The 17,090-nt window shown below is 60.5% G+C and carries 13 protein-coding genes; 7 read left to right on the top strand and 6 right to left on the bottom strand.

Translation table 11 applies throughout. From position 1 onward, the window contains the following. The first annotated feature begins 17 nt into the window (after positions 1 to 17). Positions 18 to 638: a rhomboid family intramembrane serine protease gene (locus ACP15S_RS20025; protein WP_425041423.1), complete on the top strand. Its 621-nt coding sequence runs from the start codon at positions 18 to 20 to the stop codon at positions 636 to 638. A gap of 42 nt (positions 639 to 680) precedes the next feature. Here the strand turns inward: ACP15S_RS20025 and ACP15S_RS20020 are convergent, their stop codons facing one another. Further along, positions 681 to 2,117, bottom strand: coding sequence for an O-antigen ligase family protein (locus tag ACP15S_RS20020; RefSeq protein ID WP_425041422.1), 1,437 nt, complete (start codon positions 2,115 to 2,117; stop codon positions 681 to 683). A 260-nt stretch (positions 2,118 to 2,377) separates the two neighbouring features. Here ACP15S_RS20020 and ACP15S_RS20015 point away from each other — a divergent pair, with 260 nt between their 5' ends. The 5 genes from ACP15S_RS20015 to ACP15S_RS19995 all read left to right on the top strand — a co-directional run bounded on the left by ACP15S_RS20015 (position 2,378) and on the right by ACP15S_RS19995 (position 7,827). Continuing rightward, positions 2,378 to 3,862: a UbiA family prenyltransferase gene (locus ACP15S_RS20015; protein WP_425041421.1), complete on the top strand. Its 1,485-nt coding sequence runs from the start codon at positions 2,378 to 2,380 to the stop codon at positions 3,860 to 3,862. After that, complete coding sequence (locus ACP15S_RS20010) at positions 3,862 to 4,236, top strand: EamA family transporter (RefSeq protein ID WP_425041420.1); 375 nt, start codon at positions 3,862 to 3,864, stop codon at positions 4,234 to 4,236. The genes ACP15S_RS20015 and ACP15S_RS20010 overlap by 1 nt, the downstream gene beginning before the upstream one ends. Then, the gene (locus tag ACP15S_RS20005) at positions 4,236 to 5,498 is read left to right on the top strand and encodes a hypothetical protein (RefSeq protein ID WP_425041419.1); all 1,263 of its coding nucleotides are present in this window, start codon (positions 4,236 to 4,238) and stop codon (positions 5,496 to 5,498) included. Before ACP15S_RS20010 ends, ACP15S_RS20005 begins: the two co-directional genes overlap by 1 nt. A 140-nt stretch (positions 5,499 to 5,638) precedes the next feature. Continuing rightward, complete coding sequence (locus ACP15S_RS20000) at positions 5,639 to 6,643, top strand: nitroreductase family protein (RefSeq protein ID WP_425041418.1); 1,005 nt, start codon at positions 5,639 to 5,641, stop codon at positions 6,641 to 6,643. Continuing rightward, positions 6,640 to 7,827 (top strand): polysaccharide pyruvyl transferase family protein, encoded by a 1,188-nt coding sequence (locus ACP15S_RS19995; RefSeq protein WP_425041417.1) that lies wholly within the window; start codon positions 6,640 to 6,642, stop codon positions 7,825 to 7,827. The genes ACP15S_RS20000 and ACP15S_RS19995 overlap by 4 nt, the downstream gene beginning before the upstream one ends. A gap of 62 nt (positions 7,828 to 7,889) precedes the next feature. Here the strand turns inward: ACP15S_RS19995 and ACP15S_RS19990 are convergent, their stop codons facing one another. Both ACP15S_RS19990 and ACP15S_RS19985 read right to left on the bottom strand, forming a co-directional pair. Beyond that, a complete protein-coding gene (locus ACP15S_RS19990) occupies positions 7,890 to 11,054 on the bottom strand; it encodes a hypothetical protein (protein WP_425041416.1) in 3,165 nt (1,054 codons plus the stop codon). 281 nt (positions 11,055 to 11,335) lie between these two features. Continuing rightward, positions 11,336 to 11,473, bottom strand: coding sequence for a hypothetical protein (locus ACP15S_RS19985; protein ID WP_425041415.1), 138 nt, complete (start codon positions 11,471 to 11,473; stop codon positions 11,336 to 11,338). A 52-nt stretch (positions 11,474 to 11,525) separates the two neighbouring features. Here ACP15S_RS19985 and ACP15S_RS19980 point away from each other — a divergent pair, with 52 nt between their 5' ends. Beyond that, a complete protein-coding gene (locus ACP15S_RS19980; RefSeq protein WP_425041414.1) occupies positions 11,526 to 12,914 on the top strand; it encodes an oligosaccharide flippase family protein in 1,389 nt (462 codons plus the stop codon). Between the two features lie 25 nt (positions 12,915 to 12,939). Here the strand turns inward: ACP15S_RS19980 and ACP15S_RS19975 are convergent, their stop codons facing one another. The 3 genes from ACP15S_RS19975 to ACP15S_RS19965 all read right to left on the bottom strand — a co-directional run bounded on the left by ACP15S_RS19975 (position 12,940) and on the right by ACP15S_RS19965 (position 16,818). Further along, complete coding sequence (locus ACP15S_RS19975) at positions 12,940 to 14,922, bottom strand: hypothetical protein (RefSeq protein ID WP_425041413.1); 1,983 nt, start codon at positions 14,920 to 14,922, stop codon at positions 12,940 to 12,942. A gap of 264 nt (positions 14,923 to 15,186) precedes the next feature. Continuing rightward, positions 15,187 to 15,450: a spike base protein, RCAP_Rcc01079 family gene (locus ACP15S_RS19970; RefSeq protein ID WP_425041412.1), complete on the bottom strand. Its 264-nt coding sequence runs from the start codon at positions 15,448 to 15,450 to the stop codon at positions 15,187 to 15,189. 123 nt (positions 15,451 to 15,573) lie between these two features. Then, positions 15,574 to 16,818 carry a glycosyltransferase family 4 protein gene (locus tag ACP15S_RS19965; protein WP_425041411.1) on the bottom strand — a complete coding sequence of 415 codons (1,245 nt, stop codon included), beginning with the start codon at positions 16,816 to 16,818 and terminating at the stop codon, positions 15,574 to 15,576. Positions 16,819 to 17,090: the final 272 nt, after the last annotated feature.

Here is a 17,090-nt window from a genome sequence, read left to right as displayed (position 1 = left end):
GCTTCTATGTTTTTTCCATGACCCGACTGCCCTTCGGTATTCTGGCCGTGATGGGCCTTGTCCTGGTGATCGAAGCCGCCCTGACCGGCGCGGATTACGGCCTGTGGGGCACCCCGATCTGGCGGTTTGTGGCCTTCCTGCTGGGGGCCTTTAACCCCGCCTACCTGAGTGGCAATCCGACCGCCTGGGCCGGGCAGGCCTGGGGGATGTTTCTCACCCATCCATTCCTGCATATCTCTTTCGTGCACATGGCCTCCAACATGCTGACGCTGTATCTGCTGTGGTATCTGTTGCGGGGCATGTCGCAGCGCCTGTTTCTCGGGATCTATGCGATTTCCGCCATTGGAGGGGCTCTGGCCTTCGCGCTCCTGGCTCCTGCGGGCACCACCATGACAGGCGCCTCGGGGGCAATCAGCGGTCTGGCGGCGGTCTGGGTCAGCTATGAGTTCAGCTTCATGAACGAAGGGCAGATTCTATACCTCCGCCGCAAACGTATTCTTGTCCTCATCGGCTTGCTGGTGGTGACTGTGGGGGCCCATGCGGTCTATTCCACATCCACGGCCTGGCAAACCCATCTTGGAGGGGCCATTGCGGGGCTGGCGCTTACGGTCTTGGTCAAGCGGCCGCAAAAGCCCTGAGCCATGGGGGCCTGAGGTACCTGAGTGTAAGATCCCTGAGTGTCAGGTCTGCCCCGAGGCATTGTAGGGTGTTTGCAGATCACGCCGGGTATAGGAGGCGGGGCGCGCGGGCCCTCGATCGCCTTTCAAGGAGGCGATGGGCGTTGCGCCGCCGGATGCGGGTTTTGCGGGAAACCGGCTGTAGACATGCCCTGAAGATGCCGCCTCGGGCTCGGTCTGCGTGTCCTCATCGGTCTCTTCTGCGGTCAGCATCCAAAGACCTGACGAAATCATCATCATGAACAGCGTATGGACCGGTCCCCAGACATGGACGGTACACAGCGTGAGCACCAGCGAGAGCATCGTGAGCATCCAGGCCAATTGGCAATTGCTCAATTCACTGCCTGATGTGAAGCGTCGACGGCCCACCTGGAACATGGCGAGAAACGTGCCGACGGCCAGAAACAGGAAGGCGGGAATGCCATAGCGCATCGCCTGAAGCAGCCAGAAATTGTCGACGCTGCCCAGATGGCTCATCCAGGAGGCCCTCACCCAATCGCGCAGCCCCAATCCGAAGATCGGATTGGCCCAGACATTCACCATGCCCCAGTCAAAGATAAAGGTCCGCATGTAGACGTTGTGGCTGTTGAACGTGACCTTCGACAGGATGGCAACGACGGCAGAGCGGTCAGACAGAACCTCGGCAATGGCATAGAGAACAGCCATAAGGATCGTGAAAATCAGCCAGCGGCGGGAGACCCCCGCCATGGTCACGGCCCAGGCAATCAGGATGAATTGCAGGAAAAGCGGCAGAACCGCGCCGCTGGAGACGGAAAAGATCGTCCCGCAGACAATGGCGCAGGCCCCCAGCACACGTTTGAGCACCGAGAGCTGATCGCGCAGGCCCATCACGACCAGCGAGAGCATCATGGAGCAAAACAGGCCGTAGTGGATCTGGTGATAGAACACCACTTGGGAACGGTACATGCCCAACCGTTTGTCGGTGACGAAATCAGTGATGACAGGCAGGCCCACGCGGCTGAGGATATAAGGCAGCATTGCCCGTCCGGTGCGGGCCTCGATGAAGGCAAAGGGCAGCAGGAACAGACAGATAATGAACAGGGCCCAGGTCAACCGGCGGAAATCGCGCGGTGTGCGTACCGCGGCCCGCCCGATCAGGTAGCCCCCAAGGAAATCCAGCACGTTGGAGCCGCCGAATTGCACCAGCCGGTCCGGGTTGTTGACCCCGACCGCAACAAGTTGCCAGAAGGCATAGGCCAGCATGAGGCCGTCAATCACGGTAAAGCGCCCGTATTTCCCGGCGAAAAGCTGCACCAGAAGCGGCACGGTGACGAGGAGCAACATCAGCCGCACTGGGCTCATGGTCAAAGAGCCCACATTCAACAGCAGGGGCGTGGCAATCATCACGACGGCAATCACCGCCATGTTGGCCATTGGATGTGTGGTGCTGGAGACACCGATCTGATTTGCCGCAGCCATCTGGACTCGCTCGTTACCCACACCGCCCCTACCCGGGCATCTGTACCACAGCCTTTTGCCTAGAATAAGTTTCAATTGGATTTGTGGCCCAAAACGATCCAGATTGTGCCGCTGCCGTTTTTTGCGAAGTTTTCACCTCTGTGGACGACATTGCGACTTGCGGGTCACGGTTGCCCGTCCTTGCAGCGGTCCGGGTTGCGCAAGCTGAACGGGGCTGGATATCATGCGTACCTGGTGGGGCGTCTTTAGGATGTAGTGAATTGATTGATTCCCAGAGCGACTCCGCCGCAGCGGATGATGCGGCGCGCCAGTTCTCCAAATCCCACCTGCCCGCCATTGTCGTCGATCTCGACGACACCCTGGTGCAGACCGATACATTGGTCGAGGCCTTGCTGCATGCGTTCGGACGGGCGCCCCTGGCAACGCTTTCGCTTTTTGCCCGCCTGTGGCGGGACCGCGCGCAGCTGAAAGCGGAGATCACCAAGGCCGCACCGCTGGATATCGCGACCCTGCCTTATAACGAGGCGCTGGTTGCCTGGCTGCGCAGCCAATCCGAGGCGGGCCGTGAGATCATCCTCGCCACAGCCGCCGATCGCAGCACCGCCCAGCAGGTGGCCGATCACCTCAAGCTCTTCGATACGGTTCTGGCCAGCGATGGTCAGACAAACCTCAAAGGCGCAGCCAAACGTGATGCGATCCGCGCCCATCTCGCGGGCGCCCCCTATGTCTATGTCGGCGATTGTGCGGCGGATCTTCCGCTGTGGCAGGATGCGGCGGAGATTGGAGCTGTGAATGCCGGAGAGGCGCTGGTGCGCAAGATCTCCGAGATGGACAAGCCGGTCCACCGGTTTGACACGGAGATCGACCGCCCGGCTGCGTTGTGGCGCGGCATGCGGCCCTATCAATGGGTCAAGAATATCCTTGTTTTCCTGCCGCTTCTGGCGGCCCATCAATGGGGCAATCCCGGGCTTCTGGCCATGGGGCTGGGGGCGTTTGTGGCCTTCTCCCTGGCGGCTTCTGCGGTCTATCTCATCAATGATCTGCTCGATATTCAGGATGACCGCAGCCATCGCGAGAAACGCCATCGCCCTATCGCTGCGGGCCGCTTGCGCGCCAAGACGGCCTGTGTCGCGGCCGCCGCGCTCTTTGTGCTGTCGCTGGTATTGGCGGCGCTGGTCAGCCCGGCTTTGCTGGGCATATTGCTGATCTATGTGGCGGCGACATTTGCCTATTCGATCCTGATCAAGACCAAGCCGGCCATTGATGTGCTGTGGCTGGCGGGGCTTTATACCACGCGGGTTCTCGCGGGGGCGGCGGCCACCGGGATTGTGGCCTCCTATTGGCTTTTGGCCTTCTCCATTTTCGTGTTTCTCTCGCTGGCCTGCGCCAAGCGGTGCTCGGAGCTGCAGACCTATTTCACAGGCGAGAGCGCCAAGATCAGCCGCCGGGGCTACCGGGCCAGCGATATCGAGGTTGTGACGGCCTTTGGTGTCGCGTCTGCGTTCTCCTCGGTGATCATGTTGCTGCTCTACCTGCAGGATGACCGGGTGATACAGCTCTACAGCCGCCCCGAGCTTCTGATCCTTGTGGGCGCCTTGTTGCTCTATTGGCTGTGCCGGGTGTGGATCAAGGTCAAGCGCGACGAGCTCAGCGCGGATCCCATTGTCTTCGCCCTCAAGGACCGGATCAGCCGGTTCACCGGGCTGGCCATCGTTCTTGTTTTCATCATTTCGGCAGGTTTGTAATGCGTCTGGAACATCTTATCGCCGCGGTGCTCAGCATCGGTCTGGGCGCATCGGGGCAGTTGCTGCTCAAGATCGGGGCGGGGCAGATCTCGCAGGTTGGCCGGGATGGCGGCATCGTGAGCTTTCTGATCTCCATTGCCATGACATGGCAGCTGGTTCTGGGGCTTGTGTTTTACGCGGTGTCCGCGCTGGTCTGGATCCATGTCCTGTCCAATGTGAACCTGTCGCTGGCCTATCCGCTCATTGGGATAAGCTTCATCTTCGTGGTGGCCCTTGGGGTCTTTGTGCTGGGCGAGAGCCTGAGCATGATGCAAATCATCGGCTGCGGGGTGATCCTTGTGGGGATCACATTGGTCTTGCGGGGGCAGGCCTGATGATACAGCGCGCCATTCTTCCCCTTCTGGCGGCCCTGGCCGGGGCGATCATGTCCTTGTGGTTGAACGCGGGCAGCGCCGAACATGTTCTCTCGCGTGATTTCATCAACATCTGGTTTGACAGTGATATCGGGCGCGTCGCCGATAACATGACCATTCGTGACGAAGGTCATATGGCGACGTTCAAACACCCGATTTTCTCCATCACCACCTACCCCCTGACATCCGCCGCGCGCCTTTTGGGTCTTGAGCGGGAAACGGCCCTGGCCGCGGTTCTGGCGTTGAATGCGGCTGTGTTCATGGCGCTCTTTGTGACGTTGTTGCAGCGCGCGGGCGTGCGCGCGCAGGAACAGGCGCTGGGGGCGGTGCTGTGTCTGGGATCTGGCGGTGTCGTCTTTTGGTTTGGCGTGCCGGAGACCTTTCCGTTTGGCGCGACCTCTGTGCTGGCCAGCATCCTGATCCTCGATCTGGCCCGTGCCCGGCTGGACACCGGGCCGGCCTGGCCCCGATGGGCCGTGGCCACAGCGCTCTCCTTGAGCATGACCATCACCAATATCGTGGCGGCTTTTGGCGCGGCGGCTCTGATGTTGCTGCGCAGCTCGGACTGGATGCGCAGCTTGCGTGTGATCCTGATCGGGGGCACGGCGGGTGTGATTGGGCTTGCGGTGATTGCCGTGGTGCAGGATCAGCTGTTTGGCGATGCGGGCCTGTTCTTCAACCCGCGTGCCCTGATCGGCGAAACCCAGTTCTTTGCCTCCCAGCTTGATACCTTGCTGCTGGGGCGGTTGCAGACCCTCTTTGTGCAGACCGTGGCCGTGGGTCCGCCCATGCTGGTTGAAGGCGCGCCGGGGACGGCGGGGCAATTCCGGGTAGATGCCCGCTGGCCCGAGAGCGGGTTGGGCTGGATGGCGACGCTTGATTGGATGCTTCTTGCGCTGGTGAGCCTTGGCCTGATCGCCGTGCATTGGCGCCGGATGCCTCCGGTGGTGGCCATCTGCGCGCTCTATCTGTTGCTCAATACGATCATTCACCTGATCTATGGCGCGGCGGTCTTTCTCTATGTGGCCCATTTCGTGGGCCCGTTGCTGATCGTCATCCTGTGGGGGTTTGCGCAAAAAACCGAGGCGCTGAACCGCGCGGGCAGCATTGCCCTGGCGGTTGTGGCCGTGATGGTCATGGGCAGCAATATCATGACCTATCGCGCGACCATGGCAGCAGCAGATGCCGCCTATATTGCGGCGGCGCAGGAGGCGGCGGGCTGAGGCCTGCCTTGCGACGTGGTGCATATTCATTGTGGCATGGGCCGAATTGCAAAACATGTTGGATCGGGTAGAAGGCGCGAGACAGCGATTTCTGGATCTGGCCTCGCGGCCCCGATCCGCTCTCAAAAAGGTTTCTGGACGTGATTGACAAGAACGGGTCGGCATACCGCGCCCTGCAACGCATCTGGCGCAAGGTTCGGTTGTTGCGGATGGCCAGAGCTCTGACGCGCGACCATCTCTATGATCTGCGGCGCTATCTGCGCTGGTCCCATGGCATGGATACAGACCGCACCGAAGCCCAGTCGCGCCATGCGCTCTACAAGGCGTATCACGGTGTTGAGAAGGGATTGTCGCTGAGTGAGCCGCGTCCGGGATTTGGGCGCGACAAGGTGATGGCGCTGACACGCAAGCTGCAGGAATACCGGGACCGGCATGGTGTGGAACTGGCGCCGGCGGTCTCTGCGCTGCATGCCTATCAGGCCTTCAATGCCACCCATGATGTGGACAACGCGCCGCTTGAGGCGTTTCTTGCAGGCCAGCCGGACAATGGTGTTGGCGGGACCGCCCGTGTGACAGCCCAGGACATTCGCGCGGCGGGCGCGCAAGCGGATGCCTCCTTCTTCTGGTCCCGTCATTCGGTACGCCAATATGCGCCGACCCCTGTGGATCTTGATCTGATTGCCGAGGCGGTCGATCGCGCGCGCAAGACGCCCAGCGTCTGCAATCGGCAGGGGCCGCGGGTCCATGTGTTTGAAAACGCACAGCAGGCGCTGGACTGGCAGCCCGGCAACCGTGGCTTTGGAGATCGGGCCTCACGGGCGCTGGTGGTCACGGCGGATCTTCAGGCATTTTCCGGCGCGGGCGAGCGCAATCAGCCATTTGTCGATGGCGGCATGTTCGCCATGTCTTTGCTCTATGCCCTGCATTCTCTTGGTTTGGGCGCCTGCCCCCTGGCGTGGTCGATGCGCCACAGCGACGATCAGAAGATGCGTCAGGCTTTGAATATACCCGATAGTGAGGCCGTCATCATGATGATTTCAGTGGGGCATCTGCCCGAGGAGCTGGAGGTTGCCCGATCCCATCGCATGGGGCTTGATCATGTCATGGTGCTGCATGGCGCGCCCGGGCAGGGAGACGTGACATGAGCCAGACATCACAGCCCCCCCTGACCATCGGCCTGTTCTGGCATTCGATGAATTCCGACAATCTCGGCGTGGGCGCGTTGACGCTGGCCAATATTGAAATCCTGCGTCAGGCGGCGGCCGTGCAGGGGCGGCGCGCGCAGTTCATTGTTTTGGGCTGGCGCGATCCCCGGCCTTGGTATTTTGAAGCCGATGACATTGAAAACCAGCCCTTCCGTCAGCGCGAGCTTGTGCGCCCCGGTGGCCGTGTCGCCGCAGCGATTGCGCGCTGTGATGTGATTGTCGATATCGGGGGTGGGGACAGTTTCACCGATATCTATGGCTTCCGGCGCTTCTTCAATGTGTGCCATGCCAAGACGCGGACGCTTCTGGCAGGCAAGCCCCTTATCCTGAGCCCCCAGACCATCGGCCCGTTTGAGACATGGTGGGCGCGGCCCATGGCGCGCGCGGTCATGAACCGGGCGCAGCTGGTGGTCTCCCGCGATGCGCCCTCGACGCGCTTTCTTGCGGATATGGGCATCAAGGCGCCAATTCTTGAGGCCACGGATGTGGCCATGGGGTTGAGCTATGAGCGCCCCGGGCCGCGGTCTGAGGATGGCAAGGTCCGCGTCGGGCTCAATGTCTCGGGGCTTTTGTTCAACGGTGGATATACACAGGACAATCAGTTCGGGCTCAAAGGGGATTATCCGGCATTGATCCGCGCGATCCTTGCATGGGCTGCCGCGCAGCCTGAGGTGGAGATGCATTTGGTCGGGCATGTGCAATCCGATCATATCGCGGTGGAAGATGATCAGCGTGTGAGCGAGGCGCTGGCAGAGGAATTCCCCGGTGTTCAGGTTGCGCCTGTCTTTGGCTCACCCATTGCCGCCAAGACCTATATTGCCGGGCTCGATTTCTTCATGGGCGCGCGCATGCATGCCACGATCGCGGCTTTCTCTTCTGGCGTGCCGGTTATTCCCATGGCCTATAGCCGGAAATTCGCTGGTGTGTTTGGAACGCTGGGCTATCCGCATGTTGCCGATTGCAAAACCCAGAGCAACGATGACATTCTGGACATCATTCAGACAGGTTATGCCAATCGGAAGACCTTGGCCGGGGAAGTGTCTCAGGCCATGGAGGGTGTGAACGCCCGGCTGGAGCGGTACCGGACGGCGATTGGCGATGTCATTGGGAAAGCCGCCCCTTAGGCGCCCCTCCCTCAGGCGTGGCTGGCCACCCCGGGGCAGCCCCGGGGTGGCCTGTGCATGCCTCAGCTGACCATGAGCGCAACTCCGGCGCGGGCCTGGCTTGCGCCTGAGAAGCGCGTTTCAAACAGCCGTGGCTTTTCAGCAGGCACAATCGCCGCGCTCATGGCCGCTGTGCTGCGCCAGGCGCCAAAATTGGCATCCACCTGATCCCAACCGCTTTCAACGGACCAGACCCCATCCCCGGGTCCGCGATTGTGATAGGCAAATCCAATCACGCCCGCCCCGCTTTGGGTGTTGATCTCATGCGAATAGACCATGTCTCCGGCGCCGCCGGCGCTGAACGCATTCAAGGTGGCGATTGTCGCATCCCCGACGCTATAGGCCGCCAATTCCGTGTCGAACTGGTTCTCGCCGTAGTCGATGACGACATCCATGATGCCACCTGCCGCGAGATCAACTTCATAGACGGCCACATGGATCTGGCCTGAATCGATAACATCTCCGTACCGGCTGGCAGCTGTGCCGCCGACGGATACGGTCGGGATGGCAATATCGCCGCTGTCGGTCCAGCCAATGAACACGATGGCGCGCCCAGCGGGGAAATTCAGCCCGCTCATCGTCTTGACCGAGGACCGAATGATGTCTTCACGGGTGCCCAGGAAAACCGGGGTTACGGCGGGATCAGGCACTGTTGTCCATGAGAATGTATCGCCGCTCAGCCCTGAGAAGGCGGTATCATAGGTGACGCTGCGCAGGGCCTGATCTGTTATCCGCAGCGCCAGTGTCGTGCCGATGGGCCAGCCGGCCCCGCTGGTCACCAGCATCTGGCGGCCCTGGATCGTCACGGTCCCGCCATTGTCGCCCAGACCGGAAGCGATATCGAATGTCTCGATGGCGCTGCCCGCGTCGACATCCCAACAGGTCAGCGTACCGGTGCGCGGGCTGATGAAATGGTCAAACTCAACGGCAATCGGTGTTGAAGCCGAGAGCTCTTCCCCGTTGATCGGAGCTGTCGCCACGATATTGGGTGCGGGCAGGGCGCTCGCGACGCGGCCTGCGTCAAAGTCGTAATAGCCCACCGCACCGATGAACGCGCCGTCAATGGGCCCTCCTGCGCGCGGCGCGGCGGATGCAATCACCTCCGAGCGGCTCATGGGCCGGTAATCCGCGCGCGTGTCCCCCACGAGATAGGGTTGCACAAGGCTGAGCGCCTCCGATCCGCTGCCAGCGCTCAGGGCAATGGTGCCGAAGCTGTCCCCGGCATCTCCGCCCTCATCGACAACAAGGCCGCCAGTGGTGAAGTCCCGGAAGGAGAAGGCCCCAAGGCCATTTGCCCAGATGGTGCCACGCCCTCCGCCCGGTTCGGCTTCAAACGCATCCAGCGCCCCATCGCCATTGTCATCGTCGTAAAGGGTGCGCAGGATCGTGTTGTTCCAGATGTGGAAACCGGGCACGTCCTGTTCCAAGTGAATGCCATGCACTGTCGTGACATAGAGAATATTGCCGTGCACACGGATATTCTCGTAGAGGCCCTGGGGATGGCGGTTGCCGAAGAAGCCTTGCGTTGTCTGACCATCTTCTGCCGCGGTCCAATTGCCCGCCCCGTTGCCAACGACCTCGAGCCCATAGCCCTGCACGAAGGCAATCTCGGACTGGCTTTGCCCGCGCAGCAGCAATGTATTGCCCGCTTCGGGCACAACCCGCACAGTGTTGGCCGTCCCGTCCTGACGTGAAATGGTGAAGGACTGGGCCCCGTCTTGCGGCAATGTCAGCGTGATGTCCCCTGCGCTGGCATCCACCACAACGGTGCAATTGCTTTCAAGATCGCTCAGCGTCTGGCTCTGGGTGCGCAGCAACATATGTGCCCGGTAGCTGGGCGTAAGCTCTTTCCACTCTCCGCTGCCATCGCTGACAAAGGTGGCGTGGGAGGCATTCCCGCGTGTCGGGTCGGGCAGGACAAGGGATGTACCGCCGGCCCATGTATCGTTGCCATCCAGCGCAATGGTCACGGTGCCATTCGTCCGCCGCAGGCAAAACTGCCGGCCGGCATTGGCCGCAGCGGGGGGCAGGGTGATTGTGATGTCCCCCCCGACCCGGATCTCTCGGGCATGATCGGTGGCATCAAGGGTGTGATCGCTTGTGTAGCTGATAATCCCGGCCGGGCTGATCGGATCGACTTGCGCGGGTTTTGATGTCGCCGCGACAGAGGCGGTGTTGCCGACATATTCGATATCACGAATGGCGCGGCTGTTGTTCTGGGGCTGAAATTGCAGCAGATCGGTATGAAACAGCGACGCCCAGCCGGTTTGTTGTTCGTGATGGTTGTTGGCGATGCGAATATTGGCGCAATCATTTGAGGGCGGGTTTTGCAAAACGATTGCATCGTTGTGAAAGCGCCGGAAGAGATTGTCCTCAATCACGGCCCCATTGATCCCCAGCGCAATGCCGGTGCCCACGTGTTCCACGATATTGCGGCGGAAGGTAATATTGGTGATCTGATCGCCCCGCATGAAGAGAGCCGGATTTGTCGCCGTGAAACGCCCCCCTTCGGCCCAAGGCAGCAGGCCGCCGTCAAACAGGCAATCCTCGATGATCAACCCGTTGATCCCGGCCGCATTGTCGGTGCGCAAAATGGCATGCACGGAAGCGGAGGCCGGCGCCCAGAAGGGGACATTCGTGGGGTAATCGGTCTTGCGGAAAATCAGCCCGCGAAAGGTGACGTTGCTGATGGGTGTGCGGCTGAGATCCCAGTAATCCAGCTCTGGCGGGGCAAGGGGATCGGCGGAGGCAAAGGTCACGTTGGAGGGATGGCCATCCCATGTCGTGAACCATTCCAGCGCCTTCATCTCGTAGATGCTGCCCTTGTCGCGAATGTAGATGGTCTCTCCCGGGGCGACGGGCACATTGGCATGCAGGATATCCTGCAGTTCGCTTTCACGCGCGACACTCCGCGATTGGGGCACGACGGCCACCTCGAGGGTATCCCCGCTGTCCAGCTCAAGGGCATAGCTGCCGTTGAGTGCGCCTGCACCAGCGGCGCTTGGGCTCAACATGTTCTGGCTGATCTGCCAATGGCCCTCGGGATCGCCCGTCACGATCGCAGATCCCGTGACAGCCACGGCGCCCTCTCCCGCCCGGGTCGCAGCACCAAAGCGGATATCGGCAGTTGTGACCGCCTGGATCAAGGGCCGTTTGGCGGCAAAATTTGTTGATACGGCAATTTGCATTTTCGTCTCCTTCGCTGTGTCGCACGAACGGGTCGATCTGCGCGCCAGAGCATCGCGTGATAACCACGTGGAAGAGGTGTTGCGGAGCCGGACTTATAAGGAGAAATCAGCTGTGTTGCGTTCTGCCCGCGATGGCAGGGCGTTGCGTTATCGTGTCTGGTCTGTGTCTGTGCCGCGCGCAGCCATGCAGGCGCTCAGGGCAAGGGCATTGCGAAGAAAGTACCATGAAAACAGCGCGCTGAGCGGGTCTTGCCTGCGCCTTTACACGACGCACGGCGTGGTCATGTTTTGCTCACGCCTCCCCGAAAATGGGTGCCGCGCAGTTCCGCAGGGCGGCAGAAATTATCATGGGTGGCTGCGCCGCCCACGCGCTCCGCAGCGCAGCCTGCGGGTTTGATCGGTCGCAGTGGCAATCTCATGGCGCTTGAGATAGGCAAGGCCAGCCATACCACCGAGGATACCTGATCAAAGATGCTTAAATCTGCTGGGCTTGTTTTCATCAGCCAGGTTGTGATGATGGTTGTTCTGTTTTTGCGCAACATCCTGATCGCCCGGTTGATTTCGGTGGAGGATTTCGGGCTTGCGGTGAATCTGTCAATCGCTGTGGCCTTCATTGAAAATGCCTCCTACATCGGCATGCAGCGCATGATCGTTCAGGACCGTGACGGTGAATCCCGGCACTTTCAGGCGGCGCTGCACATGCTGCAGGTCATTCGTGGCGTTCTGGGCGGGCTGGCGGCGCTGGCGCTGGCCATTCCCTATGCACATTTCATCGGTGTGCCGGAGGTGGGCTGGGCCTTTGCCGTGCTGGCGCTTCTGCCTCTGCTGCGTGGGTTTCAACATCTCGATTTCGCGCGTTTTGAGCGGAATATGCAATTCGGCGCCACGGTCACGATCACATGGGCCTCCCCGATCCTGTCGCTTGTTGTGGCCTTGCTCGTTTATTTTATCTCGGCCGATTACCAGATGATGCTCTGGGCGATTGTCGCGCAGCAGATTGCCCAATGCGTGCTGTCACACCTGCTGGCGGAGCGGCGCTTTGAGCTGGCCTGGGATATGGCGATCATGCGCCGGGCGCTGGCCTTCGGCATCCCGCTTCTGGCCAACGGGCTTTTGCTTTTTGCGCTCACCAATGGGGATCGGCTCATCATCACCAATCAGTTTGGTCTCGAAGTGCTGGGCTGGTTCTCCGCGGCTTTCATGCTGGTGCAGGCAGTGGCCACATTGGTCAAGCGCACCTTCTCCTCCGTGGTGTTGCCAAAGCTCTCGGCCCAGGCGGACAACCGTGCCATTCAGGCGGCGACGCTGCAGATGGGGCTCTTTCTGGGGATTGGGCTGGGCCTTGGCATGATGTTTATCGGCCCGGCCCTGCTGCTTACAGCCTTTGATATGCGATATGCGCCCGCGCTGGAGGTTCTGGCGATCCTCGCGCTGATCCAATCTGTGTTGATGTTCAAGGGAACCATTGCCACCGTCGCCATGTCGATGGCCGATACGCTCAATGCGGTCTATGGCAATTTGCCCAGGCTGGTCTCGTTTCCAATCGCGTTCTGGGCCGCGCAATCAGGGTATGATCTGATTGCCGTGCTGCTGATCGGGTTGGTGGGTGAGCTGTTCGGGACGGGCCTCTCGCTTGCGCTCCTGAAGCGCCAACGCGGCGTGCCATTGCGGTCCCTGGCGCTGCCGACGGGGCTTGCATTGGCGGTTGGCGGGCTGGCCCTGTGGGACAGTCTCCAGAACCCACCCTCACCGGAGATGTTTGTGGCGTGGAACCTCAACCATGTCGGGCTGTTTATTCTCAGTTGCTGTTTTGTGGTCAGCCTGCGCGAATTGCTCAATATCGTGCTGCGCCGCCGGTAAGTCTGCAGCACCGGCAGCTCTGATCTTACCTGTCTGGCACCCAGCTCCAGTCATAGGGATCGTTCTCGGGCCGAACGCCCACTGCGCCAATGCCCGCGGTGCCCAGCATGCCATCGGCCCGGGGACGGGCCTTCTCGATGGCTTCGCGCGGTGTCGTTGGCATGAATGTCCCGCTTTGGGGGTCGGGCGTGAACCGGCTGAGCATCGAACGCCCACTGTCCGTGTGCCGCAAGCCATTGTCATTCCCGCTCCACCCCGGCTGGCGCCCGCCCCGCACACGGGTGGAGGAGATATTGCCCCGCACAACATTGGCCATGCCTTCCAGCCTGATCTGCGCACCGGAATGGCGTTCATTGAACCCATCGGAATGCAAGTTGGGACGCCCATCTCCGTTGGCGTCTCCGGGAAATGGTTGCAACAATGAATTGTTCAACACGCGAATATTGCGATTGTCCGGATCGCCGAAGGAGATCCCGTGACCAGAGGTGATCCACAGCACATTGTGGCGCACAATAATGTTCTGGTACCCATCCGGGCCTGCAATATTGTTGGAGAAGATACCCTGTGGGCCGGGTTTGGCAGTGTCGAGGTCCCACGTTCCCCGCGTGTCGGGCCGGCATGTCAGGCGGGCCACTTCCCAGTCTCCCAGCAGATCATAGGCGGGCTGACGCACACCATTGACCACAAGCACCGTGCCGGGCGGGGGGCGCAGGCTGAGCGGGCCTGAACCGGGCACGCGCTGCACGGCAATCCGCACACGCTCTTCAGGGCAGCTTGCGGGAGGCAGTGTCACATTGCCCGGAGCGTTCAGGCGCTGAACAACCCGGGGCTGGCTGGGCAGCACGGACGGTGCGGGTTGCGGCGCGGTTGCGGTGAAGCCCGTTGGAAACCCCGGCTGGCGGGCCCCTTCGCGGCCAAGATAGACGATATTGCCTTCAATCAGCACATCCTTGAGCCCACAAATGACCTTGTGGGAGGCAAAGAAGTGAATGAAATCCGGATGCCGGTTATTGTTGGACCAGATATCCGACATGATGTTGTTGCGCAGCACGATGCGTTCGCTGCGGCGACAGGGCCAGCCATTGGTGCGCCCCTCTGGTCTGGGCAAGACTTCCGGAGACACCTGAAACATATCCCCCCAAAGACGATGCCCGCGCACATGCTCCACAAGGATGTCACGGCCCTGGAGATGTATGGCGTTCATCAGGGTTTCGAAATGTGCGTGGCGAATGATGATCCGATCGCCCTTAGCCTGAATGCCATAGATATTGTGATACGTGGGATGGGCGCCTTTGAACGCCTCGCCCAGCGGGCCGCGGACCACAATGTTTTCGACCAGCACATTGCGCGCCGCAGGGCCTTGCCAGCCGATATAGATTGCAAAGAGATGCTCGTGCAGGCCGGGATCGCTCAGATCTGCCACGGGCGGTGAGGCCACCTCAAAGACGAGATTGCGCAAAATGACATTGCCCGGTGCGCGCTCATCGGCTGATCCGATGAAGAAGCCATCCAGCACGGCGGGACGCGCGGGATCTGTTGATTGAAAGACAATCGGTTTGCCATCGGGGATCCCCGTGAAGGCGCCGCGCAAGCCCCACCAGCCGAACCCGCCATAGCGCCCTGGATTGAGGCAAATCGTCAGCCCGGCCTTGTCTTCGGGGGCCAGTTTCAGAACGGCTTCAAGCTCGTCTGACGTGCTGACGCAGCGATGCTGGTCACTGATTGTAATGGCAAGGCTGCGCGCCTCGTCCCGCAGCAGGACCTGTCCGGCGGCGGTGGGGGCGGAGGCAAGGGTAAGCTGCCCTCGGGCCACGGTAAATGTCGCGATCTCTGTGTCGTAGCGCCCCTCTGCAAGATCTGTCGGGATTGCAGCCTGGCCTGGCGTGTTCTGCAGTCCAAAGATCACCTGACGAGGTGCCATGTTGGCATCCGGCAGCGTACTGAGCGCGGCGGCAGAGAAAGCCCACAGGTTCAGCAGAAACGTCAACAGACATCTGATCAAAAACATACCAAACCCTCCCGTGCCAGCTTAGGGACAGTCTATGCATGCGTTACGGGGTTTGAAACTCTTTCGCGTCTCTTGTGCCAAATTGGCAAACAGATCCGCCATTGATGGCTGGACGGGGCCTGTACGAAAGAGCCTGTACGAAAGGGCCCGTGTGAAGGGTCCCGGCAATCATGCGATATGCTTCGCCGGCCACCGCAACAGCACAGTCTGTATGACTGTGCTGCCCATGTTGAACTGGTGTTGGATCTGTGATCCGGGCGGGTCTCAGCGCAATCCGACGATTGCCGTCGCTGTTGTCCCTGTGGCCATAACTTGCCGTACCCGCAAGGGGTAGACCATGCCAGCCTGAGCGCCGGACAGGGTAACGATGTCGCCATTGACCAATGTGACGCGCAAATCGCCCGCACCACCCACATAGATCGCACGGGTGACATTGGGCAAAGGCTGGGCATCACTGGGTGTAATCTCTGCCGCGGCTGCCGCGGGAGAGGTCAGGCTGGGTTGATGGGTGGCAAAATCGTCTGACATTTGGGCATCCTCACGCTGGCTCCCCAGGGGGAGCGGTTTGAGCGCGGACCTTGCTCAAAAGACTTTAACAGCACGACATCATAGCGCACGACCACTAGGCAACGCCTGATTTAGGAGGCGGTATCAAACATCCTGAGTCTGGCTGGAGACAGGCTCTTGCACAGTGCGGCGTTTGGCAAAAATTCGATCATAGGCCGCAAGAAGTTCAGGCACCGAATGATGCCAGGACAAGCGGTCCAGAACACGTGCGCGCCCCTTTTCGCCCAACCGCGCCCCTTCCTCGGGGTTGTCAATGAGCCAGGCAATCTTCTCGGCAAAATCCAACGGATCATTGGCCTTCGCATACAGCGAAGCATCGCCTGCAGACGCGCGGCCCTCGGTGAGATCAAACTGCACCAGAGGTTTTGCCAGGGTCATGTATTCCATGACCTTGTTCATGGTGGAGATGTCATTCATCTCGTTTTTGGGATCAGGGGCGATGCCGATATCAATCGCATTGAGCGCGGCCAGCATATCATCGCCAAAAAGCGCGCCGGTGAAGGTAAAATATTGCTCCAGCCCATGGGCCGCGACATCCGCCTTTACTTCTTCCAGTGTGGGGCCAAAGCCAATGATGACAAAATGCACATCCGTATGGTTCAACGCGCCGGTCAGATGCGCAACCGCCTGCACAAGCAGGTCCATGCCTTCTTGTTGTCCGATCACGCCCACATAACCCATGACCGTCTTGGCGCCCTTGCGATATTGCACATCGCCGGGCCCGGGCGTGAAACTCTCAACCCGGGGGGCGGAGCGGATGACAAAGACATCCTCGGGATCCATGCCACCGCGCTCAATTGCGATCCGGCGAAAGCTCTCATTGGTCGCCATGGAGACATCCGCTGTCCGGAATGTCAGCCGTTCCCACCAGAGCATCACCTTGTAGAGCAAACCGCGCTTGCCAAATTTGGCCTCGAAAAGCTCCGGGCAGACATCATGATGATCAAACAGGAACCGTACCCCCGCCAGACGATACCGCAGGCCCAGCAGGAAAATCAGATCCGGGGGGTTGCAGCCGTGAATGACATCAAAGCCGCGCTCCCGGCGCGCTTTGCGGGCGAGGCGAAACATGTGCCACAGGGAGAGAAGATATTCACGCCCGTAAGCGAATGCGCCTGAATGCGCTTCGGGGGGTTGAGGATAGCGATAGATATGCACATCCTCGATCACTTCGAAGGTCTTGTCCCAGCCGCGCCCGGTAGGGCAAATCACCGAGACATCATACCCTGCATCGCGCAAAGACGTCGCTTCAAGCCAAACCCGTCGGTCCAGAGGGACCGGCAAGTTCTCTACAACAATCAAAACACGGCGCGGCGGTGAAAACGGCATAGGGGCTCAAACTCAACCTTGTCTTGGAAAAGCCATAACCTTCCCCCTCGGACAATCCAAGTAGCTACCCTGATGTACCGTCCATTTGGCGGCGACAAGACGCTGAAACGCAGAAGTTGTGCAACATTTCGGGCAATAGCTTGTCATTGTTGACCCAATCAGATTGAGTGCCTGCACGACGGTTTTCGGAGCCCTTATGGTTTTGTCGCAATGGCTGACGTTGTTACGTCGCTCTCCCACACCCGCCTCTTGCCCCGAAATCACTGCTCCCG

The organism is Primorskyibacter sp. S187A (assembly GCF_049800955.1).
Taxonomy (GTDB): Bacteria; Pseudomonadota; Alphaproteobacteria; order Rhodobacterales; family Rhodobacteraceae; genus JAKVBH01.
The sequence above is the reverse complement of the archived record's forward strand: the minus strand, read 5'-3'. Positions and strand labels throughout refer to the sequence as shown.

Coding starts and splice junctions, on each gene's coding strand:
- ACP15S_RS20025 (WP_425041423.1), top strand. CDS start 18: ATGACCCGACTGCCCTTCGGTATTCTGGCCGTGATGGGCCTTGTCCTG.
- ACP15S_RS20020 (WP_425041422.1), bottom strand. CDS start 2,117: ATGGCTGCGGCAAATCAGATCGGTGTCTCCAGCACCACACATCCAATG.
- ACP15S_RS20010 (WP_425041420.1), top strand. CDS start 3,862: ATGCGTCTGGAACATCTTATCGCCGCGGTGCTCAGCATCGGTCTGGGC.
- ACP15S_RS20005 (WP_425041419.1), top strand. CDS start 4,236: ATGATACAGCGCGCCATTCTTCCCCTTCTGGCGGCCCTGGCCGGGGCG.
- ACP15S_RS19995 (WP_425041417.1), top strand. CDS start 6,640: ATGAGCCAGACATCACAGCCCCCCCTGACCATCGGCCTGTTCTGGCAT.
- ACP15S_RS19990 (WP_425041416.1), bottom strand. CDS start 11,054: ATGCAAATTGCCGTATCAACAAATTTTGCCGCCAAACGGCCCTTGATC.
- ACP15S_RS19985 (WP_425041415.1), bottom strand. CDS start 11,473: ATGAGATTGCCACTGCGACCGATCAAACCCGCAGGCTGCGCTGCGGAG.
- ACP15S_RS19980 (WP_425041414.1), top strand. CDS start 11,526: ATGCTTAAATCTGCTGGGCTTGTTTTCATCAGCCAGGTTGTGATGATG.
- ACP15S_RS19975 (WP_425041413.1), bottom strand. CDS start 14,922: ATGTTTTTGATCAGATGTCTGTTGACGTTTCTGCTGAACCTGTGGGCT.
- ACP15S_RS19970 (WP_425041412.1), bottom strand. CDS start 15,450: ATGTCAGACGATTTTGCCACCCATCAACCCAGCCTGACCTCTCCCGCG.
- ACP15S_RS19965 (WP_425041411.1), bottom strand. CDS start 16,818: ATGCCGTTTTCACCGCCGCGCCGTGTTTTGATTGTTGTAGAGAACTTG.